The organism is Streptomyces sp. NPDC091271 (genome assembly GCF_044757505.1).
In the GTDB taxonomy this organism is placed as follows: Bacteria; Actinomycetota; Actinomycetes; order Streptomycetales; family Streptomycetaceae; genus Streptomyces.
On sequence record NZ_JBIVVD010000002.1, the window covers coordinates 750567 to 777565 of the forward strand.

The 26999-nt window shown below is 66.9% G+C and carries 26 protein-coding genes and 1 pseudogene; 8 read left to right on the forward strand and 19 right to left on the reverse strand.

From position 1 onward, the window contains the following. Positions 1-110: 110 nt before the first annotated feature. Entirely contained in the window at positions 111-707 is a 597-nt protein-coding gene (locus tag ACIQM3_RS10720; protein ID WP_401621780.1) for an MBL fold metallo-hydrolase, read from the forward strand. A 75-nt stretch (positions 708-782) separates the two neighbouring features. On the opposite strand, the pseudogene ACIQM3_RS10725 reads toward ACIQM3_RS10720, so the two are convergent. Continuing rightward, a pseudogene (locus ACIQM3_RS10725) lies at positions 783-1094 on the reverse strand (ISAzo13 family transposase); the annotation flags it as partial. A 242-nt stretch (positions 1095-1336) separates the two neighbouring features. Here ACIQM3_RS10725 and ACIQM3_RS10730 point away from each other — a divergent pair. Next, positions 1337-2773, forward strand: a complete 1437-nt coding sequence (locus ACIQM3_RS10730; protein ID WP_401621783.1) for a protein kinase — start codon at positions 1337-1339, stop codon at positions 2771-2773. Positions 2774-3199: 426 nt separating this feature from the next. Next, a complete protein-coding gene (locus ACIQM3_RS10735) occupies positions 3200-3508 on the forward strand; it encodes an STAS domain-containing protein (protein WP_401621786.1) in 309 nt (102 codons plus the stop codon). Positions 3509-3572: 64 nt separating this feature from the next. Here ACIQM3_RS10735 and ACIQM3_RS10740 read toward each other — a convergent pair whose 3' ends face one another. Next, the gene (locus ACIQM3_RS10740; RefSeq protein ID WP_401621789.1) at positions 3573-4448 is read right to left on the reverse strand and encodes an RNA polymerase sigma factor SigF; all 876 of its coding nucleotides are present in this window, start codon (positions 4446-4448) and stop codon (positions 3573-3575) included. 272 nt (positions 4449-4720) lie between these two features. Here ACIQM3_RS10740 and ACIQM3_RS10745 point away from each other — a divergent pair, with 272 nt between their 5' ends. Beyond that, complete coding sequence (locus ACIQM3_RS10745; RefSeq protein WP_401621792.1) at positions 4721-5206, forward strand: ATP-binding protein; 486 nt, start codon at positions 4721-4723, stop codon at positions 5204-5206. Positions 5207-5346: 140 nt separating this feature from the next. Here the strand turns inward: ACIQM3_RS10745 and ACIQM3_RS10750 are convergent, their stop codons facing one another. The 5 genes from ACIQM3_RS10750 to ACIQM3_RS10770 form a co-directional block, all read right to left on the reverse strand. Next, positions 5347-5910: a DinB family protein gene (locus ACIQM3_RS10750; RefSeq protein ID WP_401621794.1), complete on the reverse strand. Its 564-nt coding sequence runs from the start codon at positions 5908-5910 to the stop codon at positions 5347-5349. Positions 5911-6118: 208 nt separating this feature from the next. Next, a complete protein-coding gene (locus ACIQM3_RS10755; RefSeq protein WP_401621797.1) occupies positions 6119-7099 on the reverse strand; it encodes a YihY/virulence factor BrkB family protein in 981 nt (326 codons plus the stop codon). A gap of 102 nt (positions 7100-7201) precedes the next feature. Next, positions 7202-7888 (reverse strand): DUF3618 domain-containing protein, encoded by a 687-nt coding sequence (locus ACIQM3_RS10760; RefSeq protein WP_401621800.1) that lies wholly within the window; start codon positions 7886-7888, stop codon positions 7202-7204. Next, the gene (locus ACIQM3_RS10765; protein ID WP_401621803.1) at positions 7864-8316 is read right to left on the reverse strand and encodes a phage holin family protein; all 453 of its coding nucleotides are present in this window, start codon (positions 8314-8316) and stop codon (positions 7864-7866) included. Before ACIQM3_RS10765 ends, ACIQM3_RS10760 begins: the two co-directional genes overlap by 25 nt. A gap of 13 nt (positions 8317-8329) precedes the next feature. Continuing rightward, positions 8330-9211, reverse strand: a complete 882-nt coding sequence (locus ACIQM3_RS10770; protein ID WP_401621806.1) for a hypothetical protein — start codon at positions 9209-9211, stop codon at positions 8330-8332. Positions 9212-9432: 221 nt separating this feature from the next. Here ACIQM3_RS10770 and ACIQM3_RS10775 point away from each other — a divergent pair, with 221 nt between their 5' ends. The 3 genes from ACIQM3_RS10775 (at position 9433) to ACIQM3_RS10785 (ending at position 11149) form a co-directional block, all read left to right on the forward strand. Next, positions 9433-9813 carry a tautomerase family protein gene (locus ACIQM3_RS10775; RefSeq protein ID WP_401621809.1) on the forward strand — a complete coding sequence of 127 codons (381 nt, stop codon included), beginning with the start codon at positions 9433-9435 and terminating at the stop codon, positions 9811-9813. Between the two features lie 388 nt (positions 9814-10201). Next, on the forward strand, positions 10202-10654 hold the full coding sequence (locus ACIQM3_RS10780) for a hypothetical protein (RefSeq protein ID WP_401621812.1): 453 nt from the start codon (positions 10202-10204) through the stop codon (positions 10652-10654). Between the two features lie 237 nt (positions 10655-10891). Further along, a complete protein-coding gene (locus ACIQM3_RS10785) occupies positions 10892-11149 on the forward strand; it encodes a hypothetical protein (protein WP_401621815.1) in 258 nt (85 codons plus the stop codon). Between the two features lie 14 nt (positions 11150-11163). On the opposite strand, the gene ACIQM3_RS10790 is transcribed toward ACIQM3_RS10785, so the two are convergent. The 4 genes from ACIQM3_RS10790 to ACIQM3_RS10805 form a co-directional block, all read right to left on the reverse strand. Then, complete coding sequence (locus ACIQM3_RS10790) at positions 11164-11748, reverse strand: hypothetical protein (protein ID WP_401621818.1); 585 nt, start codon at positions 11746-11748, stop codon at positions 11164-11166. Positions 11749-11829: 81 nt separating this feature from the next. Then, positions 11830-12096, reverse strand: a complete 267-nt coding sequence (locus tag ACIQM3_RS10795; protein ID WP_401621820.1) for a hypothetical protein — start codon at positions 12094-12096, stop codon at positions 11830-11832. A gap of 289 nt (positions 12097-12385) precedes the next feature. After that, complete coding sequence (locus ACIQM3_RS10800; protein ID WP_401621823.1) at positions 12386-13660, reverse strand: MFS transporter; 1275 nt, start codon at positions 13658-13660, stop codon at positions 12386-12388. Between the two features lie 74 nt (positions 13661-13734). Next, entirely contained in the window at positions 13735-15147 is a 1413-nt protein-coding gene (locus tag ACIQM3_RS10805) for an alkyl sulfatase dimerization domain-containing protein (protein WP_401621826.1), read from the reverse strand. A gap of 169 nt (positions 15148-15316) precedes the next feature. On the opposite strand from ACIQM3_RS10805, the gene ACIQM3_RS10810 reads away from it, so the two are divergent. Then, on the forward strand, positions 15317-16555 hold the full coding sequence (locus ACIQM3_RS10810; protein WP_401621829.1) for a PucR family transcriptional regulator: 1239 nt from the start codon (positions 15317-15319) through the stop codon (positions 16553-16555). 441 nt (positions 16556-16996) lie between these two features. Here ACIQM3_RS10810 and ACIQM3_RS10815 read toward each other — a convergent pair whose 3' ends face one another. The 8 genes from ACIQM3_RS10815 to ACIQM3_RS10850 all read right to left on the reverse strand — a co-directional run bounded on the left by ACIQM3_RS10815 (position 16997) and on the right by ACIQM3_RS10850 (position 26998). Continuing rightward, positions 16997-20728, reverse strand: coding sequence for a KR domain-containing protein (locus ACIQM3_RS10815; RefSeq protein ID WP_401621832.1), 3732 nt, complete (start codon positions 20726-20728; stop codon positions 16997-16999). A 67-nt stretch (positions 20729-20795) separates the two neighbouring features. Next, a complete protein-coding gene (locus ACIQM3_RS10820; RefSeq protein WP_401621835.1) occupies positions 20796-21659 on the reverse strand; it encodes an SDR family NAD(P)-dependent oxidoreductase in 864 nt (287 codons plus the stop codon). A gap of 33 nt (positions 21660-21692) precedes the next feature. Then, positions 21693-22658 (reverse strand): acyltransferase domain-containing protein, encoded by a 966-nt coding sequence (locus ACIQM3_RS10825; RefSeq protein ID WP_401621838.1) that lies wholly within the window; start codon positions 22656-22658, stop codon positions 21693-21695. A gap of 50 nt (positions 22659-22708) precedes the next feature. Further along, the gene (locus ACIQM3_RS10830) at positions 22709-23956 is read right to left on the reverse strand and encodes a beta-ketoacyl synthase N-terminal-like domain-containing protein (RefSeq protein WP_401621841.1); all 1248 of its coding nucleotides are present in this window, start codon (positions 23954-23956) and stop codon (positions 22709-22711) included. Next, on the reverse strand, positions 23937-24182 hold the full coding sequence (locus ACIQM3_RS10835) for an acyl carrier protein (protein WP_401621844.1): 246 nt from the start codon (positions 24180-24182) through the stop codon (positions 23937-23939). Before ACIQM3_RS10835 ends, ACIQM3_RS10830 begins: the two co-directional genes overlap by 20 nt. Before the next feature lie 4 nt (positions 24183-24186). Further along, positions 24187-24939, reverse strand: a complete 753-nt coding sequence (locus tag ACIQM3_RS10840) for a polyketide synthase (protein WP_401621847.1) — start codon at positions 24937-24939, stop codon at positions 24187-24189. Between the two features lie 2 nt (positions 24940-24941). After that, complete coding sequence (locus ACIQM3_RS10845; protein ID WP_401621850.1) at positions 24942-25751, reverse strand: enoyl-CoA hydratase/isomerase; 810 nt, start codon at positions 25749-25751, stop codon at positions 24942-24944. Beyond that, a complete protein-coding gene (locus ACIQM3_RS10850) occupies positions 25739-26998 on the reverse strand; it encodes a hydroxymethylglutaryl-CoA synthase family protein (protein ID WP_401621853.1) in 1260 nt (419 codons plus the stop codon). Before ACIQM3_RS10850 ends, ACIQM3_RS10845 begins: the two co-directional genes overlap by 13 nt. Position 26999 lies beyond the last annotated feature (1 nt).

A 26999-nucleotide genomic window follows, 5' to 3' on the forward strand; every position in this document is an offset into this window, starting at 1 on the left:
CGCTCGTCGTGGTAAGCCAGCCTCAACCGCGCCGGGCTCGGCGTCGCACGCCTGCACACCCTGGTTATGCGCGTAATAGGCCACCCGCGCCGCGAGTACGCTTGGGCGCCATGCGGATCACGAAGTACACCCACGCCTGTGTACGGCTTGAACACGAGGGCCGCGTGCTGGTCATCGATCCAGGGACATGGAGCGAGCCGGATGCCTTGACCGGAGCGGACGCCGTGCTCGTGACCCACGAACACGCCGATCACATCGACGCCCTTCGCCTGGCCGGGCTCGGCGTGCCGGTCTACGCCCCTGCCGAGGCGAACATCCCTCAAGTGAAGGTGATTAAGGTCTCCTCCGGCGCGGAATTCACTGCCGGTGGCTTCCGCGTACGGGCGGTCGGTGGCCGTCATGCGTTCATCTATGAGGGTCAACCGGACTGTGCGAACCTCGGCTACATCGTCGATGAGGCGATCTACCACCCCGGAGATTCGCTGCACGTGCCCGATCAGCCGATCGAGACGCTCATGGTCCCGGTCCAAGGGGCGTGGATGAGGACGGCGGACGCGATCGACTTCATCAAGGCGATAGAGCCGCAACGGGCGTTCGCCATACACGACGCCCAGATCAACGATCGCGGCCTCAGCAGCGTCAACGGCTGGCTCGCCGAGGAGACCGACAGCGGCTACCAGTACCTGCGGCCGGGCGAATCGGTCTGAGTCGAGTTGCGGGACGAGCTGGGGGTCCGCCGATCGCTGTTGGGGCTGCTGCTGCTTTGAGATGTCGGTGGCCGGCCGCTGCGACACTCGCGCCCGCCGGGAGCACGGGCTCGGCTGGGAGTGCGGGGCATAGTTCAGTCCGGTGCGGGTGGTGGTCGCGGCGATCAATTCGAGGATGGCCTCGTGACTGGTCAGGAGGCGACCGCGCCAGTCCATCGTGATGTGGGAGAAGAGGCGGTGCTCGATCTTGTTCCCCTTCGACGTGCCTTCGCCTGCGGCCGCGGTGATCAGCAGCCGGGAAGCTTGCGGGTGGTCGGGCTGGCCCTGACCGTGCCACCAGCGTCGGATCGACACCGCTGCGAACGTGGCGGTGTCGTGGTCGGGACCGGGTGCCGTGCCCGTGAGCGGCCGGAGGGCTGAAGCAGGGGCGGAGCCGTACACCAGGACCGGTGGGGCGTGGGGCTTTTCCGAGTACCAAACTGATCAGTCGATGGCGCCGGCGTCAGTCCGGAGCGCCTCTGTCGGCGGGAAGGTGGGGGTACTCCACCTCTCGGCGGGTACCCGCGTCCCCAGGCGCGTCGGTCGCGGCTCGCCGAGGGCATCGGCCCTCCGATGCAGTGGGAGAGGGTATGAGGCTTCGCGACTTTGCTCAGGCCACAGCTTCCCGGTGCTCCGCCGAGGTGCTGGGCGGCCGGTACCGTCTGGACAAGCTCCTCGGCTCAGGCGGTGCCGCGGATGTCCACCGAGGTTTCGATCTGCGGTTGCGTCGCCCGGTCGCGGTCAAGATCTTCCGTCCCGACGCCGGCATCGGCATGGAGGAGACCTGGCACAGCGAAGCGGTGATCCTGGCCCGGCTGCACCATCCTGGCCTGGTCACCGCCTACGACGCCGGGCAGCACGATGGACGCGCCTTCCTGGTCATGCAACTGATCCAAGGTGACACACTGAAGACCCGCATCGCGGAGGGACCGCTGCCGCCCGAAGCGACTGCTGCAATCGGCGCGGAACTCGCTCATGCGTTGGCTCACGCACACGAAACTGGAATCGTCCATCGGGATGTCAAGCCGTCCAACATTCTCCTGGATGCCAGGAACCGGCCCCATCTTGCCGACTTCGGCATCTCCCTGCTGCTGGACGCCACCGCCCACACCGCGACCGGCACCCTCATCGGCACCGCGGCGTACCTCTCTCCCGAGCAGGTCCTCGGCGAGCCTGTTGGCCGGCCCGCCGACATATACGCCCTCGGTCTGGTGCTCCTCGAATGCCTCACAGGCAGGCTCGAGTACGACGGTGGCCCCCTTGAAGCCGCGATCGCACGCCTGCACCGACGCCCCGCCCTGCCTCACTGGCTGCCGGAACAACTGAGCTTTCTGCTGCGAGACATGACAGACCTGGACGAACAGAACCGCCCGACGGCCCGTCACTGCGCGCATGCGCTGACGGCGCTGGCCGACGAGGCACACACCACACCCGGAGCGTCGGCGCCCGCCACCAGTCTCATCGGCAGCGAAGGATCATCACAGACTGCCGAGGAAACGCACACGAATCCGATGCCCCGTGAAAAACGGGCCGCTCCCCGAACCGCGCCTGCGCGGGGTCGCACCCTCATAGCGGGCGCGACCATCGCACTAGCCGCCGTCACGGCAACCACCCTCTCCGTCACCGGCAGCTCCGCGCCACAAGGCAGTGACCGAAGCACGACCAGGGCTACGGGCGCCGCCCCCTCAGGAGAGGCGGGTCCCTCCGGCAGCGCGGGGCGGAAGTCCGACACCGCACCCCCTGTGGCGCCGCCCTCCGAGCCCACCGGCATGCCTCCTCAGCACACTGACGGACACACCGTGCGCCCCGATTCTCAAGGCCCGGAAACGGAATCCGCCATCGACGCAGGCGCGCACAGCTCATCAGGCAAGGCGGCGCAAGCCACACCAGCCACATCCGCAGCGACAACGCAGGGGGGCACACCGATCGCCGCCCCACACAGGCCGCCTGGCCGAGCAAAGAAAACAGGAGAGGTCACGAGCAAAGCTCAGCAGGAGAGGGCCGGCAAGAGGGCGCCGCAACACTGAAGTGCGACGCCCCGGAGAGCTGCCGGGGCGCCTTCACCGCTTGGGACGGCCTTATCGGCCGCCGACCGGCTCGCGCATACCTACCGGGCTCGATTCCGCAACAGGCCGTGCTACAGGGTGAACAAGCAGAGAGTTTCGTTGAAGGCCCACGGCCAGCCGGGTCTGTGATGGGCGGCTGCGAGGACTCGACTGCGTCGCCGTCGGCGTGCGTCCGCGGGCTTTTCACAGCCTGGTCGGATCACCTTCAGATGCTTTGAGAATGTTCTTGCGGATCCTCAGTCCGGCTCTGCCCAGGGCACGGCCTGAGGGTGTTTCCTGCCCCGGGTGGCGACCAGAACCAAGTGTCGTACTTGCGTTCGGTATCCGTTCAGGGTTGTGTATGCCTCAACCGGGGGGCTGCAACATACGTCGACGTCTGGAGAAGACTTGCCGCTCGCTATTGCCCTTGTTGTTGCCGAGGGCGAACTGGACAGCGAGTCCGCCTGCCCGTTGCAGGAAGGTCTCGAACGGGCTGCGGCCGGCCACGACGCCATTGTGCTCGAGGCGAGCGGGGTGACGTTCGCCGATTCCTCCTTCTTGAACCTCCTTCTGCGCACCAACCAGGTCACTCCCCTGCGTATCGCCGCAGCCTCCGCCCCTGTGCGCCGATTGCTCGAAATCACAGGGGCGGACCAGATACTGCGAGTGCACCCGAGTGTCGATGCCGCCCGGGAAGCGCTGAGCCGCGACGAGTAGGCCGCGGCCCGGCTTGAACCGGTCGACCCGGTCCCCGCTGTGGCCGCTGGGCCGGCGGTGGCTGTCAGTCCTGGGTGAGCATGCCTTCGCGGAGCTTGGCGAGGATGCGGGTGAGCAGGCGTGAGACGTGCATCTGGGAGAGCCCAAGGCGGTCGCCGATCTGGGACTGGGTCATCTCTTGGCCGAAGCGCAGTTCGATGATGTCTCGCTCGCGGTGCTCCAGCGTGGCAAGGAGGGGCGCCAGGGCGTGGAGGTTCTCCACCAGTTCCATGGCGGGGTCCCAGCCACCGGTGATTTCGGCGTAGGTGGTGCCGCCCTCGTCCCCCAGGTCCGTTCCTCCCAGGGGCATGTCTATGGATCCGGCGGTATACCCGTTGGTGGCGACGAGGCCCTCGATGATCTCTTCCTCGGGGATGTCCAGGTGCGTGGCGAGTTCGGCGACGCCGGGGTCGCGGTCCAGCGTGCCGGCGAGCTCTTCCTTGGCCTTGGCCAGAGTCACCCGGAGTTCCTGCAGCCGCCGGGGCACGTGGACAGCCCAGGTGGTGTCGCGGAAGAAGCGCTTGATCTCACCCACGACGTAAGGGATGGCGAAGGTCGTGAACTCGACCTCGCGGGAGAGCTCGAAGCGGTCGATCGCCTTGATGAGGCCGATGGTCCCGACCTGGATGATGTCTTCCATCTGGTCGTCGCCGCGGTTGCGGAAGCGCTGGGCGGCGAACTGCACCAGGGACAGGTTCATCTCGATCAGGGTGTTGCGCGCGTACTGGTACTCGTGGGTGCCTTCCTCGAGGGCCTGCATCTGCTCGAAGAACAGCTTGCCCAGGGCACGGGCGTCCTTCGGCGCGACGTTCCTCGGATGTGCAATTCGGGGAAGTCCCGCAGGAGCAGTACCTACGGCGGTGCCCGGTTTCGCGGCCGTAGTCCCCACGGTGATCGTCATGCGTTCGTCCTCCTGCCCCGGACTCTTCTGCGGCTCTCCCGCAGCTGTGCTGCTGCGCTTACCCCTGCGGTGCACGGCCACGCCAGACATGAGCAAAGTGTTCATGCGGAGGATCGGCCAGTGCCCTGACTGCCCGGGCGGGTGCGCACGAGCGCGCGCGGACGACGAGTGCGCAGCTCCCCATGCCCGTACCGGAGGACTGTCAGCGCCGCGGGTTATGGTGCGGCCTCAGATGCCGGAGCGTATAGGCGGCGGGTCAACGGGCAGGCGAGATGCCATGGAAGAAGGCATTGATGATGGATGAAATCCTTGCGGATCTGGCTGACGACGCCTACCCGCCTCCGCTGACAGCCGCCCTCGTGCTGAATGAGAGGGGGGCCGGGATCTCTCAGGCCCGCCACTTCGCGGCCGGCTTCCTGAACACGTTGAGAGACCAGCACAAGGTCGATGTCACCACCGAGACCCTGGAGATCACTCAACTGATCGTCAGTGAACTGGTGACCAACGCACGCAAGTACGCTCCCGGCCCAGCTCTCCTGAGACTCCAGATCGTCGGCCCGACCCTGCACCTCGACGTCTGGGACAGCGCTCCCGTGCTACCCGAGGCCCGAAGCGCGGACCCGGAGCGCATCGGGCAGCACGGCTTGGAAATCATCACGGCGCTCGCCCAGACCATGGACGTACGCTCCGCCCCACCCGGAAAGTGGGTCACCGCCCACATCCGCCTCGGCACAGATCCACCGGACACCGCATCCTGAGACGCCTCCCGGCTTTCGGGACGTTGTGGCTCCATCGCAGAGCGCAGCTGAGCAGCCGAGCGACCGCCACCCTGACAAGCCCGGCGTCGCCAGGGGCCTGACCGTATCCCTCTCGGGCTCTCACGCTGACAGATGATCAGTCATATTCGGCGCGGTACGACTCCGTCCTGCCAGCGGTAGAGGTCGCGCAGCAGGGAAATCTCGGCGCCGTGATGGATCAGCTCCCTGTTGACGTGCAGGACCCTGTTCTCCATGGGAAACCGCTCGGGACCCACCGTGGGCGGAGTGTCCAGGTCAGCGTCCGAGAGCTCGCGGACCCCCGCGTTCCATCTCCCATACATCTCATCGAGCTGTTCCAGCGCCTCGTCAGCGGTCCCCGCGTAGGCGAATGCCTGGGACTCGAGATCCTGGCCGCCGAAGTGCCATCCGACCCGATAGCCCAGGCAGGAGACGATGATGTGCGCCAGCCGCCAGGCAATCGTGGTCACCGGCGCAGGCACCGGGGCAGGGGACGCGAAGTCCATCGTCCATTCCCCCGAACCTTCCGACATCGGTGCGGCCGACGTGCCACGTGGGCGGATGCTCCAGCAGCCGCGCACCGGCTCCCAGAAGTACTCCTCGTCGGAAAGACCCTCCAGCCGTGGCCGCAGGTTCTTGCTCCAGTACCAGTCCAACTGGTCCGCGAGTCGCTCGCTTCTTGTCATTTCCGCACACTACATACACCGGAGACCTGGCTGCGCCCCTCGCGGACGCCGTCGCCGGCCGTGGTACGCGAGACGTACCGCACCAGGAGATGACGCTGGGGCCTGATGTGCCCTTCGGGCCGCGCCGCCGCGAGCGGCTCAGCCTTGAGTGTCCCGAGCCAGCGCCACGCCAGAGCTTCCGACCTGCATGTTCGAAGATGGCGAAGACTCACTGCGGCCGGTCGGTATGCCCTGCGGACCGGTGGTCGTCATCGGTCCATTTCTGGGTGTCGCGTGGCTCCACGTAGGGCTCTTCGTCCGTCGGGTGGCCGCCGACGATGGCTCGTTCGCGTGCCATCTCCGCATCGAACTCGAGCCCCAGAAGGATCGCCAGGTTTGTGATCCATAGCCAGACAAGGAAGATGATGACGCCTGCGAGGGCTCCGTACGTCTTGTTGTAGGAGCCGAAGTTCGCGACGTAGATCGCGAAGCCGGCCGATGCGATCATCCAGATCAGCAATGCCAGAAGGCTGCCGAGCGAGATGAACTTGAAGCCGCGGCCCTTGGCGTTCGGTGCGGCCCAGTACAAGATCGCCAGCATGATGGCCACCAGCACCACGAGGACGGGCCACTTCGCGATGGACCAGACAGTCATGGCGGTGTCCCCTACACCCAACGCCGTGCCCAGCTGGCGAGCCAAGCCTCCTGAGAGCACGACGATCAGTGCGCTGACGCAGGCCAGGATCATCAGCGCGAGAGTCAGGCCCACACGCACCGGGAGAATCTTCCACGCCGGCCGCCCCTCCGGCACGTCATAGACGACGTTGGACGCGCGAATGAAGGCGGCGATGTACCCGGAGGCGGACCACAAGGCGCCCAGCAGGCCCACGATGGCGAGCACAGTGCTGGTGCCACCACTGGACTGCAACTGCGTCACCGCGTTCGTGAGCACGTCGCGGGCCGAGCCTGGTGCCAGCTTCTGGATGTTCTCCAGAACGGTTTTGGTAGCGGAGTCCCCCGCAATGCCCAACAGGGCGACCAGCACCAGCAGGGCGGGGAACAGAGCCAGGATGCCGTAATAGGTCAGCCCGGCCGCCCTGTCCGTCAGCTCGTCCCGCTTGAATTCCTTGACCGTGCGTTTCAGCACGTGCGCCCACGAGGTTTTGCTGACTTGCGTCGGTGACTGGGGAGGCTTGCCAGACTGATGCATGACTGTGTACCCCTGTCCGAAGCAGTTCTCTGACGAAGCCCGTCTCACACGACCCGTGCTCGTCCGGCCTCAGGTGTGTTGGCGGGCCCCTGCCGTCGGAATTCAGGCTCGCCCCTGGCCTGCTTGGTCACGGGCCTCTCGGGCAGCGTCCTGGCCGACCTCGCGCAATCCCGTGGCGGCCTCCTGGCCGGAGGCCTGAGCCTGCTGCTTGGTGGCTTCGGCGGCGTCCTGCGCCGTGCTCTTCACCGATTCCACTGCTTCCGTTGCCGGCTGACGCATACCTTCCTTGAGATCCGTCGCAACTTCCTGCGCCGTCTCCTTGGCAGGTTGCAGCAGTTCATCGGAGTGCTCGCGGAGCTGAGAACCGATCCGTTCCTCGGCCTCAGAAGCCGGGAGCAGGGCTGCGGCGAGCATGCCGGCGCCGAACGCGATGATCCCGGCGGCGAGAGGACTGCCTTGGGTTTGTTCGGCTATCTGATCTGGGGCTTCCTTCACGGACTGACCGACCTGATCAGCTGTGTGGCGGACGGTGTCCTGGGCCTGGCCGGCGGCGTCACCTGCACTTTGTGCAAGACCCTGCGCCTTCTGCCCAGGCTGTCCGCCCTGAGGGTGGTCGGCCGATCCCATCACACGCTCCTTCAATCCGGTCAGCCGGTGCTGCGCGGCATCCGCCTTACGCCGCGCTACCTTTCTTGGCGTCGCCTTGTCCGCGAGGCGATCGACGTTGTGCGCCAGGCGCGCCCGGGTGTCTTCCACCTCGGTCTTCAGTTCGTCCGGGTCCGTGCCCATCGGGCATCCTCCTTCAACGTTTCCGCGGTTCGTTCGGGCTTCACCTGCACCGCGCGCATGCGTTTGCGGCCCATCACGAAGAGCACACCGCCCACCAGCGCCCAGACCCCGGTCACGATGAGCGCGGCCCAGGCAAGGTCGACCACGTGCGCCAACCCGAAGATCGCGGCCAGGCTGCCCATCAGCAGCACCAAATGCCCGGCGTACCCGGAGCCGGCGAGCATGCCCCCGGCCTTGCCGGCCTTTGTCGCCTCCTGCTTGAGTTCTGCCTTCGCCAGTTCGATCTCGCCCCGCACCAGCTGGGTCAGGTCGTCACTGATGTCGCCTACCAGTTCCCCGATGGAGGGGTCCGCCGACGGGGCCCGATGTGAGCCGGACGGAGCGCCGTCCTGTGAGGCGGTGGCGTTCTGCGAAGAGAAAATAGCCACGGCTCAGCTCCCCTTACGGCTGCTGCGGGTCGGGGTTCGGATACGGGTCCGTGACCGGGAGCGGTCCGGGGGAAACCGATCCGCCATAGGACGGAGTGGGGTGCTCCTGGTCGTAGGAGCCTGCAGGGTCCGCCACGCTATGTGTCTGACCGTCCGTGACAGCGGTCGGCCATCCGTTTTCCCGCGCTCCCAGCGCGGAACGGTCGCCACCGCCGTCGCCTGTGTGGGACGCCGGACCGTTGCTTGCGGACTTCACTCCTTTGCCGAGACGGGCTGTTGCGAACCCGGCCAGAGCGGCACCGGCAAGGAACACGCCGGGACGGCGACGCGCGAAGTCCTGGAGGTCACTGATGAGTCCTTGCGGGCCTCGGTCCTCCAGCTTCGCTGCCACGTTGTGCCCGCGATCGGCTACCTGCCTCACCGCCTTCGTGGCAGGTGAACCCTGCTCACCGCTCTCCCCCATGGTGCCCAGCTCGTCCGCGAGCTGACGGACGCTCTGAGCGAGGCGCTGCGTCTGGGTACGCGCCTGATCCTGAAGTTGATCGCGCAGCTCGCCCGCGACGTCCCGGACCTGGGACGAAGCCTCGTCTGCTACGTCTCCCGCACGCTCCTTGGCCGTACCGGCCGCGTCGGCCGCCTTGTCACTCACCAGCCCAACACCCTCGCCGGCCTTGTCCTGCGCCGTCCGCTTCACTGCTGCGGCTGTGTCACTGTCCGGATCTTTCGCACCGCTGAAGTCACTCAACGTTCCTCCTCGGCTGGAATCGGCATGCACCTGACACATACATCTGTTTCTTCCGGCCACCACGTTCCATGATGACCAGCAATTCGAGATGCGCCACTTGCCGACTTTGCCGCGCCGGCACTCAGTACCCGCTGCATCTCGCAAAGACACCGGCGGGTCTCTCGGGACCCGGGCCTGCCTCGCGTCGGCGACCGCCTCCACCGGCTGTGGACGCCTCAGAAACCCGACGGCCACGCTCACCGTCGGGTCCGACCGCCTGGGGCCGGCGCCGCACCACTTGCCGACGGCCCTTGACGCCGGGAACAGGTGTCTGTACCTACTGGTATGTACAGTAGGTACAGCTTCGCAGACCGATCTTGGAGGCACGTGCCATGCCACTCGTCCGCATCGACGCCATGCACTGCGACACAGCGCGGCTGAAGGCTCTGGGACGGGCCGTTCATGAGGCGCTCGGCGAGACAATGGGCTTCCCTGACGAGGACCGCTTTCAGATCCTGACCGGCCATGACGGACGGCAGGGGCTGCTACGCCACGGCACCTATCTCGGCGTACCCCGCGATGACGGCATCGTGTACGTGGCCATCACCTTGCGCGCGGGCCGTCCAGACGCCCAGAAACGGGCGTTGTATCAGCGCATATCCGAACTCGCCGAGGAATACGCGAAGGTTGAGCCACGTAACATGTTCATCGCACTGACGGAGAACTCAAATGCGGACTGGTCGCTGGGCAACGGCGATGCCCAGTACCTGTAACGAACGCGGGAGACTTACCGTCATTCCGGCGACTCCTGACTAAAGACGGCCTGGTGACAACGGCGTACGCGGAAGTCCCACCCCGCGTCGAGTCACTTAGCTTGCGGATGACGATGACAAACGACGGCACTGTTGTGTCTGGCCATCGAAGGTGGGAGTACGGCCTTGGGGGCCCTCCGTACAGCCATTCACGGTAGCGCAGTTCCGCTTACCGCCCCTCACAAGCGATCAGTTGAGAGAGCCGCCAGGCGGCGCCATGGCCGCCCGCAATAGGGTGACAGCGACGACGACGCCCTGAGCCGACCCCGTGGGCGGCCAGGGACCAGGGGGAACGGGGATTGACGTGGACAACGCCGTCATACGGCGCACTAGGACAGTCCGGGTCACCGTGTCCGCGGGCATCGCGGGCGCGACGGTGATCGGTCTCGGTGCGGGGGTTCTGTCCTGGTGGCAGGTACTGGCACTCGCCCTGCCCGCGACCGGACTCGCGGGCTGGACCGGATCGAGGATCGGCCGTATCGACGGCATCCGCGCTGCCCGGCTGGAACCCGGGGAACGCGTGATCGGCACCTACGCGGTGCGGCCCCCGTACACCGAGCACACCCCGCCTTCGCCCCACGACGGGGCGCAGTACCACCTCCGTGTCACCTCACGCGGCGTGGAGATGTGGGAACGCGCCGAGCTGCTTTGGAAGCACCCCTGGCCCGAGCTCCGGGTGATCGTCGACGGTCCCCGCCTGCGCATTCACCACCTGGGGCAGGAAGCCGGAACGATGCTGCTGGAACAACCGGGCGCGGTCGCCGAGGTCCGACTGGCTGCCCAACGCCACGGCGTCGCCTGACGGCGAGGACACCTGCCCCGTACATCCGGGGCCGGCCGAATCAGGTGGTCGTCCGGCGGCGTCGGGCGCGCGGGCGCCACTCCGACCTCGGGACTGGTAGGCGCGCATGTTGAGGTGCCGCGTATTCCTCGGTGAGGTCAGTCGTGGTGTCACCGTGTGGTCGTCGAAGGTGCCATCATCTGCTGGCACAAGACCCCAGTCGACCGCTGCCTGTGCGCCCTTCCGTACCATCCGCTGGTGATATCCCGTTCTTTCTCCACGCCGCGCCGCCGAGTCACAGCCGTGCTCACAGTGATGGCCGCCGTCGTCGCGTTCGGGTCGTGGGCGCTGTGGCCGGTCCACGACTCCTCGTGCGTCGTCTACTCCGGGGCCTACCTCCCCATGAACGCGCCGAAGGCCGAAGCCGACGCCGCCATGCAGCGGGCTTACGACAAGGCCCTCGCCGACGGCGCGTGCGGTCCCAAGCGGGCGCGCTTTCATAATTGGACTCAGTGAGGTCAATCCTGACGTCACCGTGAGTGGTCGCCAGGGGCGTATCGGCTCCAGGTTCCTCCGGCTTCGGTAAGCAGGCGGGTGACTGTCTTGTCGTGGTGGCCGAGTGCCTTCGCGATGACGCGAGCCGGGGTCTGGAGGACGAGTTGTCGGATCGCGGAGGTCCTGCCGCGCTGCGGCGGGACGCCGATCTCTCGCAGGTGGACTTGGAGGCTCACCGGGTTCATGGGCTGTCCGGGCTGGCGGCCGGGGAAGAGCCACTGTGAACTTCTGCTGCTGACGTAGGGCAGGTGTTGGCGGCACGGGATGTAGGCCCGCATGAGGTCAGCCACGGGCTCCGGGAGCGGGGACGGCGGATCTCCCAGCCGGACGGCGACGGTGGCCCCGGCGTCGAGGACGTCGTCGACTGTGAGGCGGACGATGCTGGTGACGGGTCGCGCGTAGAGGAGAACGAGCGCGGCGGCGACCCGGGCCCGCAGGGGCAGTGAGTCGTCGTTGAGTGCCCGCCGGAGAATGGCGAGTCGGCGATGCTGGTGGAGCGGCGCTTGGTCCTGGTTGATGACCTGAGACAGTTTGCACGGCCAGGAATCCGAGAGTGGCACTTCGGCCGGTTGCTGTGCCGCCACCGATTCGGTGGCACAGCAACCGGCCGAAGTGCCACCGGTGTCGACTCAGTTCATGCACTAGGCCAGCAGAGCGCCGAGGACCATGCCACCGACCAGGCCGACAGCGCTGATCACGATGGCCGGCACGGCAAGTCGTTCGTGCCGGACGGTCTTGGCGACGATGGCCAGGATCAGGCCGATCACACCGAAGACGATCGGCAGGAAGAGTAGCGAGATCACACCCAGCACCATCGCGATGATGCTCAGCACGTTGCCGCTCGCCGTACCCTGCGGTGCACTGTGGGGCTGCTGCCCGGTCGGTCGGTTGCCATACTGCGTCGTCATCTGACTCTCCTTCGAGCGGTCGCCGTGTGGCCTGACCCCGAATGGACCGGCCCACCCTACAGTTGCCCCCAATTCCCCTAAAAACACAGCTACTTGAGTTTGCGGCCACCACGCCGAGGTGGGTCGGGTTCTGTTCAGGTCCGTGCACGAACCCGGGCACCCGGCGCACCGGTGCGCCGGCGGGAAGGAGGTCACTCGGATGCCGAGATCAATCAGAATCCTTTTGCGGGCCTGTACATCCGGTGGGCGGAACCAATGGTCCGCGACCGTCTCACCCGTTGGCCGCCGGTCAGTGGTTGACGGGAACCCCGGTGACCGGGGACTCCGGGACGCCGAGGCGCCGTGCGTCCCGTTCCGGGCGCATGAACAGGGCTGCCAGGATGCCGGTGATCAGCAGCAGGGCGGCCGTGACGAGCCAGCCGTTCTCATAGCCGGTCGTCGCTGTCGCAGCGCTGTCCACGATCCAGCCGAGGACCAGGGGCGACACCACGCCACCCAGAGCGAAGACCGCCACGAGGGCGCCGAGTACGACGCCGCGCTGGGAAGGTGGCGTGATCCTCGCGATCGCCGTCTGCGCGACAGTGATCATGACCAGGGCGACCGCCATGGGGCCGAACATCATCGGGACCTTGATGTACAGGACGTCGACGGTGGCGAACAGGGTCACCGCACCCGCCGAGGCCACCAGCAGCAGACCGGCACCGGCACCCTCGGGCAGCCTTCCTGCGGTGCCGCGCAGGGTTGCCCGGCGTGCCAGCAGACCGTGCGCCAGCAGGACCACGCCATTGGCCACAGCACCCCCGCCGACCGCCGCACCGGCCTGCCCGAGGTCCCAGCCCACCACCGTCTGGAGATAGTCCGGCAGCCAGGTGAGCTTTGCGCTCATCACCCAGTAGGCCGCGAACGCACCCAAAGCTGCCGTGATGAACGTGCCGGAGAGGAAGACCGCCCGCAGCGGTACCTCCCCGGCCCCCGATCCGGCGTCCGCCGCACGAGCCTGACGGCCGACAGGCGGGGCCAGCGGCCCTTCCTTGCCCTTGACCGCCCAGACCGCCGCCCACAGCAGACCCGCGAGTCCCGCCGCACCGAAAGCCCAGCGCCAGCCGAAATGGGAGATCACCGCACCCAGCGTGGGCGCCGCCACCGCGACCCCCGCCGCCGCCCCCACCATGAGGATCGCCGTCGGCAGGGTGCGCTCCCGCTGCTCGAACCAGCCGTGCACATGGTGGACCGCCACGGGCGCCGACGGCCCCTCGGCCACGCCCAGCAGCACCCTCGTCGCAATCAGCATCCCGAAGCCCGCCGCGCCCCAGAGCATCGGCAGCTGGGTGGCCGACCACAGCAGGCCCATCGCCAGGAGCAGCACCGATGTGCGCACCTTGCGGGTCAGGAACGAGACACCCAGCGCTGACAGCGAGAAGAGGCTGAAGAAGGCGGCCTGGGCCATGCCGAACTCCTGGCGACTCAGACCGAATTCCTTCATGATCTCCGGCCCGGCGAGCCCCAGGACGGCCTTGTCGGCAAAGTTCACCACCATGAAGACCAGCAGCAGCCAGGTGGTCATCCATGCCTGCCGGCCGCCGGCCGATGGGTCTGCCGGGCCTGGGCGCCGCGCTGCGGCAGTCCTTGTCTCCACGATCACCCTCCTTGCTCTGTGCTGTCTTCCGCAGGCACGCCGCATCCGCAGGTGTCGTCGTCGACGACGCCCACGCTGATGGCTCCCGCGGCCCGCCGTCGTCCCTCGTCACTGCGTGTCAGTTCGGTGGCGACGTCCGTGCCCGCGGCGACGGCGGCGGATTCGGCAGCTGCCCAGTTGAAGACGCCGCGCGCCATCGTCGAGGTCTCGCCCACGGCCCGGCGTGCGAAGACCTCGGCCCGGATCCGTGCCACGTCACGGTCGTTCGGCGCGGCCAGCGCGGCGGTCTCAGCCAGGTGCGCGGCCAGCCGCAGTTCCCCGCGGCCGAGCAACTCCTCGGCCCGGCCCGCCAGCACCTGCGCACCGCCGGCCGCGTCGGCGAGTTCGGCGGCCAGCGCCGCTTCGGGGGCCGGCTTGAGGTTCGCCGGGTTCTGGTCGTACCAGCCGCCCCACAGGCGCCACAGGTTCCGTACGACGAACTCCGGCTCGTCGTACGCAGGGTGCAGGTACGGCTTCTCCAAGAGACCCGGCGGGACCTTCACGCCGTGCAGCACCTCGTCGAGACGCGCGCCGGCATTCATCAGATCGCGCGTCTGGGTGCACAGGGATTCGAGGAGCTCGGCGGTGTCGCCGAGTGCCTGCCGGATGCGGTCGGAGCCGAGGATCGGCACACCGTGCCCGGGGAGCAGCACCTCGGCTCCGAGGTCCTGCATGTCGCGCAGCGCCCGCGCCCATTCCACCGGGTAGCGCTGCACCTTCTGGGGGTTGCCGGCGTTGGGCGAGTTCCAGATGAACAGGTCGCCCGTGCACAGGGTCTTCAGCTCCGGGATCCACACGTAGGTGTGGTCGTCGGTCTCACCGCGGGCGTGCACCAGCTCGAAGGTCAGCTCTCCCCTGCGCACGGCCAGCCGGTCGCGGTAGGTCGTGTCCGGGTAGCGGTACTCCGTCGGCCACTGCAGGGAGGGCACACCGAACTGCCGACGGTTGATCCACGTGTTGTACCCCGCCGTCTCGCGGTAGCGGTCGAATCGCGCAGCCACCGCCTCGTGCGCGACAACCTCAGGACGTGCCGTCCCGGCCTCTGCGGCCTCCCTGTCGAAGGGCCCCACGCCGAAGACGTGATCCACATGACCGTGGGTGTACACCACCGCGGCCACCGGAGCCGATGAGTGGCCGCGCACCGACTCATGGAGCTGGGCGGCGGTACGGAAGTCGCCCGAGTCGATCAGTACCAGGCCGTCCCCGGTATCGAAGACCGCCACGTTCGCGAAGGCAGGAAAGAACCCGGTCCGCTCACCGACCTGGACAAGGCCGCCACCGGCGAACTCTCCCGTGAAGTGGGCCAGTAGCGACGCCTCGCCGGACCAGACCCGGTCCGCGTACTCCAAGTAACCGCTGGAATTGTGTTCCGTCATAGTGATCGGCTCCTCCTACGTCACGCTGGGGCCCCCTCCCACCGACTGCGGCGGCCCGCTGATGTCCGTAGAGTCTGCGTCGGCGCCCGACAGGTCGACACCGTCCTCCCTCACAGTCGGAGACGACGTACCTTGTGATCTGTCACAGTCCTCGGGGAGAGGCCACCTGGTGCCGAACGAACTGCCGCCCGAACGCCACGGCGCGTATCCGGCGCTGTCACCCGCCGCGCAGGCGCTCGCCGCCCGGTGCGAAACCCGTGTCAACGAGCTCGCCCGCCGCATGACCCGGGAGACCTTCGAACAGCTGCCGGGGTACCCCGAGCTCCCCTCCGATGTGAAGGACGTGGAGATCGCCGCGACGGTCCGAAACGGACTGCGCCTCTTCCTGCGCCGGGTACGCGACACCCAGGGCCGCGCCGGGGACTACACCCTCTTCCGTGAACGCGCCGCCCAGCGCGCCGACGAGGGCATGCCCCTGCACACGCTTCTGCGCAGCCACTCCACGGGCGTCTATGTCCTGTGGCAAGCCCTCCGGGACGAGACCATCAGCGGAGAGGAAGGCGCGCTCATCGAACTCGTCGACTTCCTCCTGCGCGGCCACGAGGCCATCATCGGCGCCGTGGCCGAGACCTACCTCGATGAACAGGCCGCGCTCTTCGCTGAACGACGTGAGCACCACCGCTCCCTCGTACGCGGGCTGCTGGACGGTTCCCTGCCCCCAGCGCGGGCCTTCGAGGAACTGGGCCTCGAAGGGCCCTCTCTCGTCGTTCACCTGCATGTACCTCGCGGCCAGGGCCCGGCGGCCCCGGCCGTCGCGGACCGCCGCCAGGTCCGCCGCATCCAGACCGTGCTCGACCGCGTACTCGGCACCGAGGCGGTGTCTCTGCTCAGCGTCGGCGGAGGTCACGTGATTGCTCCCCAGCGGCCCGACGACACGGACGGCGGCCGCGCCTGCGAGGGGCTGACCACCCGGCTCCGGCAGGTCTGCGGCGACGACGTGCGGCTTGCCGCAGTCACTGCCGGCGCTCCCCAGGAGGTACCGGCTGCGGCCCGGACCGCCACCGACATCGTCCGGGTAGCCCGCGCCTGCGGACGACCGGCCGGCCTGCATCGTATGGACGATGTCCTGCTGGAGTACCACCTCTCGCGCCGCGATGAGAGCAGCGACCGCATCGCAGCCCTTCTCGACCCCGTCGGTGACCGGCCCGAACTCATCGAGACCCTGCGCGTCCACCTCGAACACCGGAACGAGCGGCGCAGCACCGCACGCCATCTCAGGCTGCATCCCAACACCGTGGACAACCGGCTGGCCAGAATCACAGAACTCACCGGGCTCGACATCGCCTCCGCCCGAGGAAACGCCCTGGCTCTGGCCGCCCTGCTGCTGCGTGGCGACGTGTCCGGGTGACCGCCGCGCAGGGGGCTACCAGGGATCGCCCGCGGGAGTGGCAGGTCGAGCGAGCCGCCCCTGCTGTGGCGATCGAGGCATCCGCGCGGGGCAGCTCGGGACCGGCGACCTGGAGATGCGACTCGGCTCGGGGGCTGGAGAAGGCGCCGTCGTTGATCCGGCGGGCGTTCGAGGCGGTCTGACGCGGCAGCCTTATGTGCCGTATCCGCAGTCACTGGCGCCGGAAGAGCCGGGCACGGTGTTCTCGTGGGTTCACAACAACGTCTGGGACACCAACTTCCCCTCGGAGCAGGCATTCGACCACGTCTTCCGCTACAGCATGGCAGGACGCACCCGCCCCGGACCGGACTCACACCGGCAGGCGACGACGAGCTTCCGAACCACGATCGACCACCTACATGCCCGACCTCCAATTTCTGCTGGGCGTACGAAAGATCGAGGCTAAAGTACAGCTGAGGGGGTGAATGCGGCATCGAGCAGACGATTGAGGTTCTGATCGAGGCTGCGGGTGAGCGAAGGGTAGGCATGCTTTCCCAAGTGCCTGTATTCAAACACCCTGCGAAAGTCCTGGGAGAATACCGGAGCAGCAGCCTGGAAGACATCCGCCTCTCTCTCACCCAGCGTCTGGAGCACGGGAACATCAATGGGCTGGGGCTTCTCGAATATCCCAGCCCGCTCATGGGCAGGTGATCGCCACGCGGACATCGCGATGAAGAACCGCACATCACCCATTCCCACGTCCCGCCCGAGAGCCTGACGATGGAGAGCCGCAGAGGCAATCGCAGCACCTTCACCGAACCCGGCAACACCCGCAATCGGCCCATGGCCCTCTGCAACCGACTTGAGGTACTGCAGGGCCTGGTTCAAAGACCCCTCAGGATCAGCAATTTCCACGCCGGCCGGCAGGCCGTGGTATTTATGCCACAGCTCCGAAAAACCCGCTCTCCACTCCCGGTAGGTACCCGCCACATCGTAGAGACCTTCCTCGGCCAAGGAGTCCAGGCCCCGGATTTCGAGTTGCTCCGCACTGGCGAACGCCGGCATCGGGTACGGCGCGTCGGGAATGACGAACTCAAGGTCTTCGCGCCTGGTCCAACCAGTCCTCTTCAGCATGGCTCGCGCGAGACGTCCGTCAGTCCCCTGCCCCGGCAGGAACAGCACCCGATGTCGTCGCGGCACAAAGATGTTCACGGAGCCGAAGTCGGCGTGCCTGACACGTCGCTCCACGGGAAAGGAAGGATTCCGTCGGTGAAGCAGCGCCATGGTCGGGGCCATCACACCCCAAAGCCCTTCGCCCCCCGTTGCCGATTCCCCCATCAACCCGGCGTACATCTGCCACTCCGCCTCCCTCTCCTTCTGGAAGCGGTCGAACGAGCAGAGCTCCACGGTTCGCGATGCAACGTTCTTCTTCGCCCGCTCGATGAAGTCCCACAACTCCACCAGCAAACGCTCGGAGGAAGACTTCTCCAAGTTCTCGACAGAAATCCTCGCGAACAAGGCCTCCAGCTCGGCGGGGTTGTCCCGGAAATGCAGATACGCTTCGGCGAATGCCTGCAGGAAGAAAACATAGCTCGAACAGAGCAGGGATTTCGCCCTCCGAGGTATCTGCGCGCCGTCGTTGTAGGTGAACAGGTTGGGGTCCCCGTCGACCCAGAGCCCTTCTACTGTGCTGTCTTTGCCGAAGATCTTCGACAGGATGCTCCGGTCCGTGTGTGATCCAAGGCATTTGAGCAGCACATCGGCCTCCACCTCCTTCCCGTTCTCCGTGATGACCGAATGAGTTGACAGGTGGTCAATCTCGCTCTCCACGACCGTCACCTTCCCGAGCGCCTGCGCCAGGAAGTACACATCCGAGGCCGCCGGGACCGTCGACTGGTCCAGCACGAAACTTCCGTCCGCTTCTTGAGAGAGCGAAGGAAGAGTCTCTATGTCCATACCGCAGAGGTCATAGAACGGTCGCATGATGCCGACCACATCGTTGAGCGGCGTCGGTCCCTCGCTCGAGTTGATCACCCAGTTGCAGAGAGTCGACACGACCAGATTTCGTCGCCGGCAGATGATCGTCACATGGCGCGCACCGTTCTCCAGGGCAGTCCGCATGTTCTCCAGGGCGAATGCGCCGTGTCCGACGATCACCACGGATGCGTCGTTGAATTTTTCCGGTGGCGTGTCATCGGCGACCCCAAGCCCGACATGCCCGGCGAAGAGATGCTCTTCACGAAATCGATGCTCCACGGGCCGGTGCAGCCCGCCGGTGAGCGCCGCGACACCTGAGACTCGGACGGACTTGGCAACGCCTCCCTGAAGGTATTCGGCCTCGTACTCCTGCTCTTGGACCTTCCTGACGGAAACCACTTCGCAGTTGAAGTGAACAGGCTCCTTCAGCTCGGACGATACGGAACTCGACTGCTGGAGGACCTCGTCCCTGCCGGGGAACACTGCTCGCCATCGGTGGTCACCACGCGCTGTGGGCGACGCGCTGTCGAAGCTGTAGGCCGGAGAGTCGATCTGGACTCTGGAATCCGCATTGGCAAGCGAGCTCCACACACCGCCCACACAGTCCCGCTTCTCCAGAACGACTGCTGCGACGCCCAGTTTTTCCAGTCGGCGAGCGAAGCTGATACCACCCATGCCTGCCCCTATCACGAGGACCGGCAGACGCGAAGAAGCCGGTGTCTGCGCAGCAGCGGCCACCCGGGAATCCGGCTCCCTCGACGCGGGGACATCGCCCGGTCCCGCCACCGGTGCCTCGGCTGTCTGCCGGGCGGTTGCGGTTGCGGTTGCGGGGGCGGGGGCGGGGGCGGGGGCGGGGGCGGTGAAGCGTGACACGAAACGGTTGGCCAGCGTCAGCCTGTCCCACTCCACGGGGGAAACGCAGACCGTTCCGCGCTCGGGCCCGGCCAGCAGCCGGTTCAATGCCGTGGTCCCCAGCACCTTATCGATCTCTCCGAAAACCGAGGTCCTCGCGCCCTCGACGGCCTTGTGACGCACCGTGATGTCGATATCGGACCACGCGCCCCACTGGATCGAGAGCACGGGTTCACCCCGCAGCGACCACGACTCGGCCAGGGCGTCCAGCGTCGCATTCGCCGCGGCATACGGTGCCTGGCCGATGGCGCCGAAGATCGAAGCGGTCGAGGAGAACAACACCAGAAAGTCCGGCGGAGCAAAGACACTCCGCAGATTCCTCGCGCCGTCGACCTTGGCCCCGTAGGCCTGCTTCAGCGCTGGCCCCGACCGGTGTGCCAAATCGCCATCGGCCAGGACACCCGCAGCATGCACCGCTCCGGCCACCGGCGGCAGGCCGGCCCGCGTCATGGCGTCCTGCGCCCGCCGAACACTGCGTAGATCACTCACATCACACGTCAGGCACTCGACCCGCGCAGACCGACGCAACTCCGCGACCTCAGGCGGCACCGGGGATTCGGCGCGCGTCGACGGGGACAGCAGCACCAGATGCCGCGCTCCCCGGTCCACCAGGAACTCTGCCGCCACCAGACCCGGAGCGCCCGTACCTCCGCTCACCACATACGTCGCATCCGGACAAGCGGCGAAGCCTCCGTCGCCGAGGGCATGTCGTCGCAATCTCGGGACTTCGAGGACGCCAGTCCCGGTGAACCGGTACTCCTCCTCCAATCGGTCACTCCGGCTCAGCGCCAGCGCTCGTGACAACTGCTCCGCCGATGCTTCGATGCAGTGGACCGCCAGATCGGACCGCTCCAGCCGGGCAGTCCGGCACAGCCCCCACAATCCCGCATCGTCGACCGCACCCGACACGGGTAGGAAGACGATTCTTCCCGGAGACGAATGGGCCCCCTCCGAACAGGCTTGCAAAACTCGAAGCCCCAGCAGGACAGCGGCCTCTCGCCCGTCGCTCAGCACCGCGACACAGCCCCACGCGCGCTCGGCGAGCACGTCGTCCAGCGAATCCGAGGCCCGCACAACGCGGTTGACCCACCCGACCGGCAGGTCGACACCGACGGCTGAACCGGACAGCAGCAGATGGGCACCGGGCAGGGAAACCCCCGAGGGCCCGTCCGCCTCGACCCATACCGTCGAGTAGAAACAGTCGGTGGCCGCAGACGGGGGCGCAGCAGCCGTGGAGACACTCGCTGACCCGCCCTGGGCTCGCGGGATCGGCCTGGGCCGGGGATCGGACGCCCCATGGGTCATATCGGTACTCCCTGTTCGCATACTGTCGGCAGAGATTTCTTGGTTCGCTCCCCGGTACTTTCCGAGGTCAACTGCTGGAAGTCACGTGTCCTCCGAGGTCCCGGAACTTCTTGGTCGCGATATTCAGGCAGAGAGTCGGCGACAACCTGAAAAGCCACCAGAACAGCTTCCAGGCCGCGGGAACCACGATGATTCCCTTGTTGCGGGCGACCGCGTCGAGGGACTTCTTGACGAATTCCTCCGCTGAGATCGGTTTCTGCTCCTCCCACATTTTCCGTGTCATCTCACTGGTCACTCCCTCGACGCTGCGGCCGTACACTCCTCCCTCGATGAGTGGGGTCCGGATGACGCCCGGGCACAGCACACTCACGCGTACTCCGAGCTGGGCCGCCTCGATGCGCAAGTTGTGCGAGAGCCCGACGACGGCGTGCTTGGTGGTGACATACGAGGTCGTCCCCGCGCTCGGGACCAGGCCTGCCAGGGAGGCGGTGTTCACGATGTGGCCGAATCCCTGGGCGATCATGAGGTTGTAGGCGGACTGGACGCCGTTGACGACACCGAGGACATTGACGTCGATCATGCGCCGCCAGTCCTCGATCTGATAATGCCGGGCGCCCGCACCCATGCCGTGGCTGATGCCGGCGTTGTTGAAGAGGTAGTCGAGGCGCCCGGTGCGCGCGACCGTGTCCTTGACGAGCTGTTCGAACTTCGCGTGGTCGGTGACGTCCAGCCAGACGGCGGTCGCCTTTCCGCCGGCCCCCCGCAGCGCGGTGGCCAGTTCTTCTGCTTGCTCGAGCTGCATATCGGCCAGGACGACCTCGCAGCCTCGGGCCACGAGCTCCTCGGCCAGCGCGCGGCCGATGCCCGACGCGGCACCGGTGATGATTGCGGTGGCGTCCCGATAGGTCCTGATGGCACTCAAGTCCGACATGAACGGATGTCCCTCCTGGAATGCGACGTGTCCTCAGCCGCGGGTTGCAGCTGTCTGCGCCTGGAACTCGCGGAGCGAGCTCAGGTCCTGTCCGAACCGATTGATCGTGTGCACCTGCGTAGAGCCGCTGTCCGGCGGCAGGATGTACTTCACGAACGTCGCGAGTGTCGCGCTGGGCCCGAGATCGATGAAAGCCGCGTCGCGGTCAGCGGTGATCTTGGCGATGGTCTGCGCGAAGTCCACCGGACGTCTCATCGCCGCCCAGATGCCGTCGGCCGTCAGCTCGACAACCCGGTCCGTCGACGCGGACGAGACCATCGGGATCTTCGGCGGGGCGAAGCTCGCGGTGCCGAGGAGGGCGCGCACCTGATCCTCGACGGGGCTGATGAGGGGGGTGTGCACACCGTAGTTGACCGGGAGGCGCTGGCAGACGATGGACTCCCGCCCCAGGGCGTCTTCGAGCTGCGCCACCGCCTCCACCCGACCGCTGACCACGAAGTTGCCGTCGAAATTGCGCCCCGTGACCCAGCAGTCGGCGAACAACCCGGCGTGGCTGCGCAGGATGTCCTCCGAACAGAGGACTGCCAGCATGCCGGCCAGCGGGGTCCGCTCGGCCAGCATCCGTGCGAAGTCCACGGCGAAGGAGATCCCGTCCTCCAGCGGGAGCGCCTCCGCGACCACGGCCGCGGTGATCTCGCCCAGGCTGTAGCCGACCAGGAGGTCGGGCTGGTACCCCATTTCCTGCACGACCTGGGTGAGGCTGTACTCCACGCACAGCAGCGCCGCGTTGGAGTCCGCCAGCGAATCGAACGGATCGCTCTTCCTCCGGTCCGGGGCGAAGAGCGTGTCCACCACCGACCTGCCGAGCACCGGGAAGGCGATGTCGTCGCAGTGGTCCAGCCACAGCCGGTAGCGCGGGTGCTGCTCGTAGAGTTCGCGGGACATGTGGAAGTACTGAGAGCCCTGCCCCGAGTACATGAACACGGTCGGTCTCGTCATCTCCGCTGCTTTCGAGGGGTCCGCGTCGTGGCTCCGCCCTGCGCTCGCCGTCACCATGCTTCGAGGCAGATCGCCGAGCTGATGCCGCCGAAGCCCATGCTCAGGCTGACAGCCGTGCGGAAGGTGTGGTCCTCCGCCTTGTCCCGCACCCAGGGGAAGGCGGCGTCCAGCGGATCGTCCAGATTGCGGGTCGGGTGCAGCTTCTGCTCCCGCATCTGCAGGAGCGTGGCCACCACCTCCACGGCACCGGCCGCGGCGAGCCCGTGCCCGGTGATCGACTTGGTCGCGTTGATACGGGCGTGGGTGAGCCCGCAGCGCGCCAGCGCCTGCAGTTCGACCGCATCCCCGGTGGGCGATCCGGTGCCGTGCGGGTTGACGTAGTCGATGGCGGACGCGGACATGCCGGCTTCCCGCAGTGCGCCCTCGACGACAGCCACCTCTCCCTCCAGTGAAGGGTGCGGGTTGCGGGTGCCGTCCATCGCCGTGGCTCCGCCGCGGAACCGCGCGTACGGCGTCGGATGCCCGCGCCCGTGCACCCGCTCCACCACGATCGCGGCGCATGCTTCGCCGAAGACGAAGCCGTCGTGGTTCCGGTCGAATGGGCGACAGGCCGCGGCCGGATCATCGGCCCAGCGGTGGGATCCCATGGCGCCCATGGCCCGGAACGCCAGACATTCCCAGTACGACAGGTCCATGAGCGCGCCCAGGGCGATGCAGACGTCGACCTGGCCGGACTGCACCGCCCGCACGGCTTGGAGTACCGCGAGCAGACCGCTGGCCGAAGCTCCGCCGAGGGTGTGGGCGAAGCCTCGGATCGGGAACTGCTCGGTGCAGAACCCGCACAGGTCCGAATCCATGAAGCCCATGCCGTACGTCGGGCGCAGAAACTCGGGCCGGTCCGCGTAGCGGGCGTGCAGCAGGGTCAACTCGCGCTGCTGGACATTGGATCCGCCGATCACCAGGCCGATGCGGGACGGATCGGCAGCGTCCAGCCCGGCCTCGTGCCACGCCTCGTGCAAGGTGGTCAGCGCTGCCTTGGCGGAGAGCGACGCGGTACGTACGGTGCGCGCCGTCATGCTCCCGGGCAGGGCCGGCTCTCCCATTTCGGCGCCCAGGAAGGCCGCGGTGTCGTCGGCCGAGCCGGCCGGCACCTGTCGCCCGGGGCGCTGCATGACCCCGAAGGCATGGCGGCCGTCGAGGAGCGCTGCGATGAAGTCGTCCTTGCCCTGCCCCACCGCGGTGGTGACGCCCAAGCCCGTGACGACGACATCGCGCGTGTCAGACCGCGGACTTGTCATGGATGAGATCCGCCAGCTCGCCTATGTTCTTCGCGTCCGCCAGCTCGACCAAGGGGATGCGTACCGACAGCGATTCCAGTGTCATGATGATGATCTCGGCCCGGTCGATGGAATTGGCCCCCAGGTCGCGCAGTGAATCGGAGGGTTCGAAACGGTGGTTCTCCAGTTCGGGGATTACCTCGCGGACGTGTTCCACGATCAAGTCGAAGACGCGGGATTCCGGCATGTGGTCAGCCTCCTGTGTAGTGGGACGTGATGAGGGCCCGGACCTCGGGCTGGTGGAAGGTCTTTGCGTGCATGGCGACCTCGCGCTCGATGTAGTGCGGGAGTTCGGCGCGGAGTTCGGACACGAGATGGCTCTTGAGGGTGACCAGGGAGATCCTGGGTTTCTCGGCGAGGCTCTCGGCCAGTTCGAGGGCGTGGGGCAGAACGTCGGCTCGCGGCAGGACCGGGAAGGGGACGCCCCGCTGTTTCAGTTCGTGGCCGTAATAGGTCTTCGCCGAGAGCAGCATCTCTCCGGCGAGGCTGGAGCCGAGCTTCTTGGGCAGGATCAGGGTCGCACCCATGCCGGGGGTGAACCCGTACTTCATGAAGTTCGTGGTGTAGATGCTCTCCTGGCTGAGGATCACGAAGTCGGCGAACATCCCCATGGCGAAGCCTCCCCCGATGCCGTGGCCCTGCATCGCGGCGATGACGGGAACGGGGCAGTCCAGCGCGAGGCCGTAGATGTCGGCATCGGTGAAACTGATGCGCCGCTCCTGGATCAGCAGCAGGCTCTCCTTGGTACCGCCGCTGGCGAAGTAGTTGCCGTAGCCGGTGAGTACGACGGCTTTGCACCGGTCGTTCGCCCCGACCTGTGCGAAGGCGTCCTGCAGGCCGGTGATGAGCTGATCGGAGAAGGTGTTCTTGTGGACCGTGTCCTGCATCGTGATCTGGACGATGGAGGGGGTGATCTCCCGGTATTCCACGGGTGGGCTCTGCATGTCTACTCTCCTTCCCAGGGGAACTGACCGGTGGTCACATAGCGCTCGATCTTGCGCAGGTTCTCCTTGTCGGAGAACACCTCCTGGTTGGCCGCGACGGCCTTGTTCCGGGAGGGGAGCAGGATGTCATCGAGCTCGCGCAGGTATTTCTTGTAGCGGGTCACTCCCGTCTTCGGGAGATAGCGCAGCCGTAGGAGGTGCCGGCGCAGCAGGTTGTCGCTGCTGTCCGCGCTGGCGTCGACGAGGTGCCAGCCCACGGCCTGTTCGGCGGTGAACGGCTGGGTCATCAGCGTGATGAAGTTCGCCTTGGTCAGGCCGACCTTCCGGATCAGGAAGGGCAGGACGCAGGCCGGCATCAGTCCGAAGAGCAACTCGGACAGGCTGAACGTCACGGTGTCCGCGCACAGCACGATGTCGCACGCGGCCACGAACCCCACGCCTCCGGCGTTGACCTTGCCGCGCACATGCGCCACGGAGACAAAGGATCCGAAGGCCAGCGAGAGCCACAGGTCGTACAGGTCCGCCGCCGGCGATCGCTCGTCCCCGCCGACGCCGCCCCCGTCCCCTTCTCCGTCGCCGTCCCCTGCTGCGATCTCCCCGAAGTCGGCGCCCCAGCAGAACACATCGGGCAGGCCTTCCAGGACGAGGATCTTGGCGTGTTCCTCGGCGAAGCGCACCACCTCGGTGCACTCCTCGACCAGGCGGGAGTTGATGGTGTTGCCCGCTTCCGGCCGGTGCAGCTGCAGGAAGCAGATCTCGTTCTCGAACCGGACGTTGACGGTGTCGTATCGCGCCGGGTTCAGGACACCCACTGGTACTCCCGGTAGAACTCGTCGATCTGCTTCAGGAACAGCAGTTCCCTGCCGAGCGCGGTGCGGGCCTGCGGGATGACATCGGTGTTGAGGACGGCGTTGCGGGTACCGAACTTCACGGCGTGATTGGCCTGCAGCAGAGCGTCGTACTCCGGCATCGTCAACTCGTACCGGGAATCGAGGTGCTTCTCCATCCCGAGGCCACGGGTGCGGTCCTGACTCTCCTGGCGGGACACGCCGCTGAAGAATTCGGAGCAGCAGCCTGAACCGTACGAGAAGACGCCGATGCGCTGGGGGCTGGAGAAGTCCGCGTTGTCGATGGTGCTGGCCAGCGACAGCATCGTGGTCGCACCCATGACGTTTCCGACGCGCTGGCAGTAGGTCAGGCCGGGGTGCATGCGCCGCTGGAAGTCCTCCTCGATGGCCGCCGGACGCGCCTTGGCGATCTTTCGCATCAGATTGCGGTGCGCCCCCTTGATCATTCCGCCGAAGGGCGTGTGGAAGGCGAGGTAGCCGAAGCTCGACACGAGGTCCACGTCCCCTACGCGCAGTTGGTACTCGCGGAAGGAGTTCTCGCAGCAGTCGAGGTAGGACAGCAGGGACAGGTCCGCGTTACCCGCTTCGCTGTCGGGCAGGGGGCGGCAGGTGTCCATCACCTCGTAGCCGTAGTAGCCGCTCGCGCCGACATCGATCTGGAAGACGTGCGGGGTGTCACTGATGATCATCGCCACGGCGCCGGCGCCGCCACTCGGCTCGGCGAACGACCAGTCCTCGGAGAGCGCGTCACCGCCGTCCGCGACCATGAAGCGCGTGATGTCGGTGGCGATCACCAGGGCCTTCGCCCCCGGCGAGGTCCCCGACAGGATGAAGTTGGCCGCTGTCTGCAGCGCCGCGACACCCGAGTAGCACGCGTTCTTGATTTCGAAGAGGCGGCAGTTGCGGTTCAGCCCGAGCAGGTCGTGGAAGTACGTGCTCATCGACTTGCCGAAGTCGAACGCCGACTCGGTCGCGGTGATGACCAGCTCGATGGAATCGCGTTCCTCGGGCGACAGGGCGTCGATGAGGGGCTTGGCCGCGTTGACACCGAACGTCACCGGATCCTCGTAGGGCAGGGCGACGGTCTTCTCCTTCATGAGGAGGTTGGCGAACCTCGCGGTGTCGAGCCCACGATGGTTGGCCAGCTTCTCCACGTCGAGAAAGCAGGTGCCGGCGAATATGTTGAGTGCTTCGATTCCTACGGTCGTCATC

What these genes read in the sequence shown, in the direction of transcription:
- ACIQM3_RS10720 (WP_401621780.1), top strand. Translation starts at nt 111, where the DNA reads ATGCGGATCACGAAGTACACCCACGCCTGTGTACGGCTTGAACACGAG.
- ACIQM3_RS10730 (WP_401621783.1), top strand. Translation starts at nt 1,337, where the DNA reads ATGAGGCTTCGCGACTTTGCTCAGGCCACAGCTTCCCGGTGCTCCGCC.
- ACIQM3_RS10740 (WP_401621789.1), bottom strand. Translation starts at nt 4,448, where the DNA reads ATGACGATCACCGTGGGGACTACGGCCGCGAAACCGGGCACCGCCGTA.
- ACIQM3_RS10745 (WP_401621792.1), top strand. Translation starts at nt 4,721, where the DNA reads ATGCCATGGAAGAAGGCATTGATGATGGATGAAATCCTTGCGGATCTG.
- ACIQM3_RS10750 (WP_401621794.1), bottom strand. Translation starts at nt 5,910, where the DNA reads ATGACAAGAAGCGAGCGACTCGCGGACCAGTTGGACTGGTACTGGAGC.
- ACIQM3_RS10755 (WP_401621797.1), bottom strand. Translation starts at nt 7,099, where the DNA reads ATGCATCAGTCTGGCAAGCCTCCCCAGTCACCGACGCAAGTCAGCAAA.
- ACIQM3_RS10760 (WP_401621800.1), bottom strand. Translation starts at nt 7,888, where the DNA reads ATGGGCACGGACCCGGACGAACTGAAGACCGAGGTGGAAGACACCCGG.
- ACIQM3_RS10775 (WP_401621809.1), top strand. Translation starts at nt 9,433, where the DNA reads ATGCCACTCGTCCGCATCGACGCCATGCACTGCGACACAGCGCGGCTG.
- ACIQM3_RS10795 (WP_401621820.1), bottom strand. Translation starts at nt 12,096, where the DNA reads ATGACGACGCAGTATGGCAACCGACCGACCGGGCAGCAGCCCCACAGT.
- ACIQM3_RS10800 (WP_401621823.1), bottom strand. Translation starts at nt 13,660, where the DNA reads ATGACCACCTGGCTGCTGCTGGTCTTCATGGTGGTGAACTTTGCCGAC.
- ACIQM3_RS10805 (WP_401621826.1), bottom strand. Translation starts at nt 15,147, where the DNA reads ATGACGGAACACAATTCCAGCGGTTACTTGGAGTACGCGGACCGGGTC.
- ACIQM3_RS10815 (WP_401621832.1), bottom strand. Translation starts at nt 20,728, where the DNA reads ATGACCCATGGGGCGTCCGATCCCCGGCCCAGGCCGATCCCGCGAGCC.
- ACIQM3_RS10820 (WP_401621835.1), bottom strand. Translation starts at nt 21,659, where the DNA reads ATGTCGGACTTGAGTGCCATCAGGACCTATCGGGACGCCACCGCAATC.
- ACIQM3_RS10825 (WP_401621838.1), bottom strand. Translation starts at nt 22,658, where the DNA reads ATGACGAGACCGACCGTGTTCATGTACTCGGGGCAGGGCTCTCAGTAC.
- ACIQM3_RS10830 (WP_401621841.1), bottom strand. Translation starts at nt 23,956, where the DNA reads ATGACAAGTCCGCGGTCTGACACGCGCGATGTCGTCGTCACGGGCTTG.
- ACIQM3_RS10835 (WP_401621844.1), bottom strand. Translation starts at nt 24,182, where the DNA reads ATGCCGGAATCCCGCGTCTTCGACTTGATCGTGGAACACGTCCGCGAG.
- ACIQM3_RS10840 (WP_401621847.1), bottom strand. Translation starts at nt 24,939, where the DNA reads ATGCAGAGCCCACCCGTGGAATACCGGGAGATCACCCCCTCCATCGTC.
- ACIQM3_RS10850 (WP_401621853.1), bottom strand. Translation starts at nt 26,998, where the DNA reads ATGACGACCGTAGGAATCGAAGCACTCAACATATTCGCCGGCACCTGC.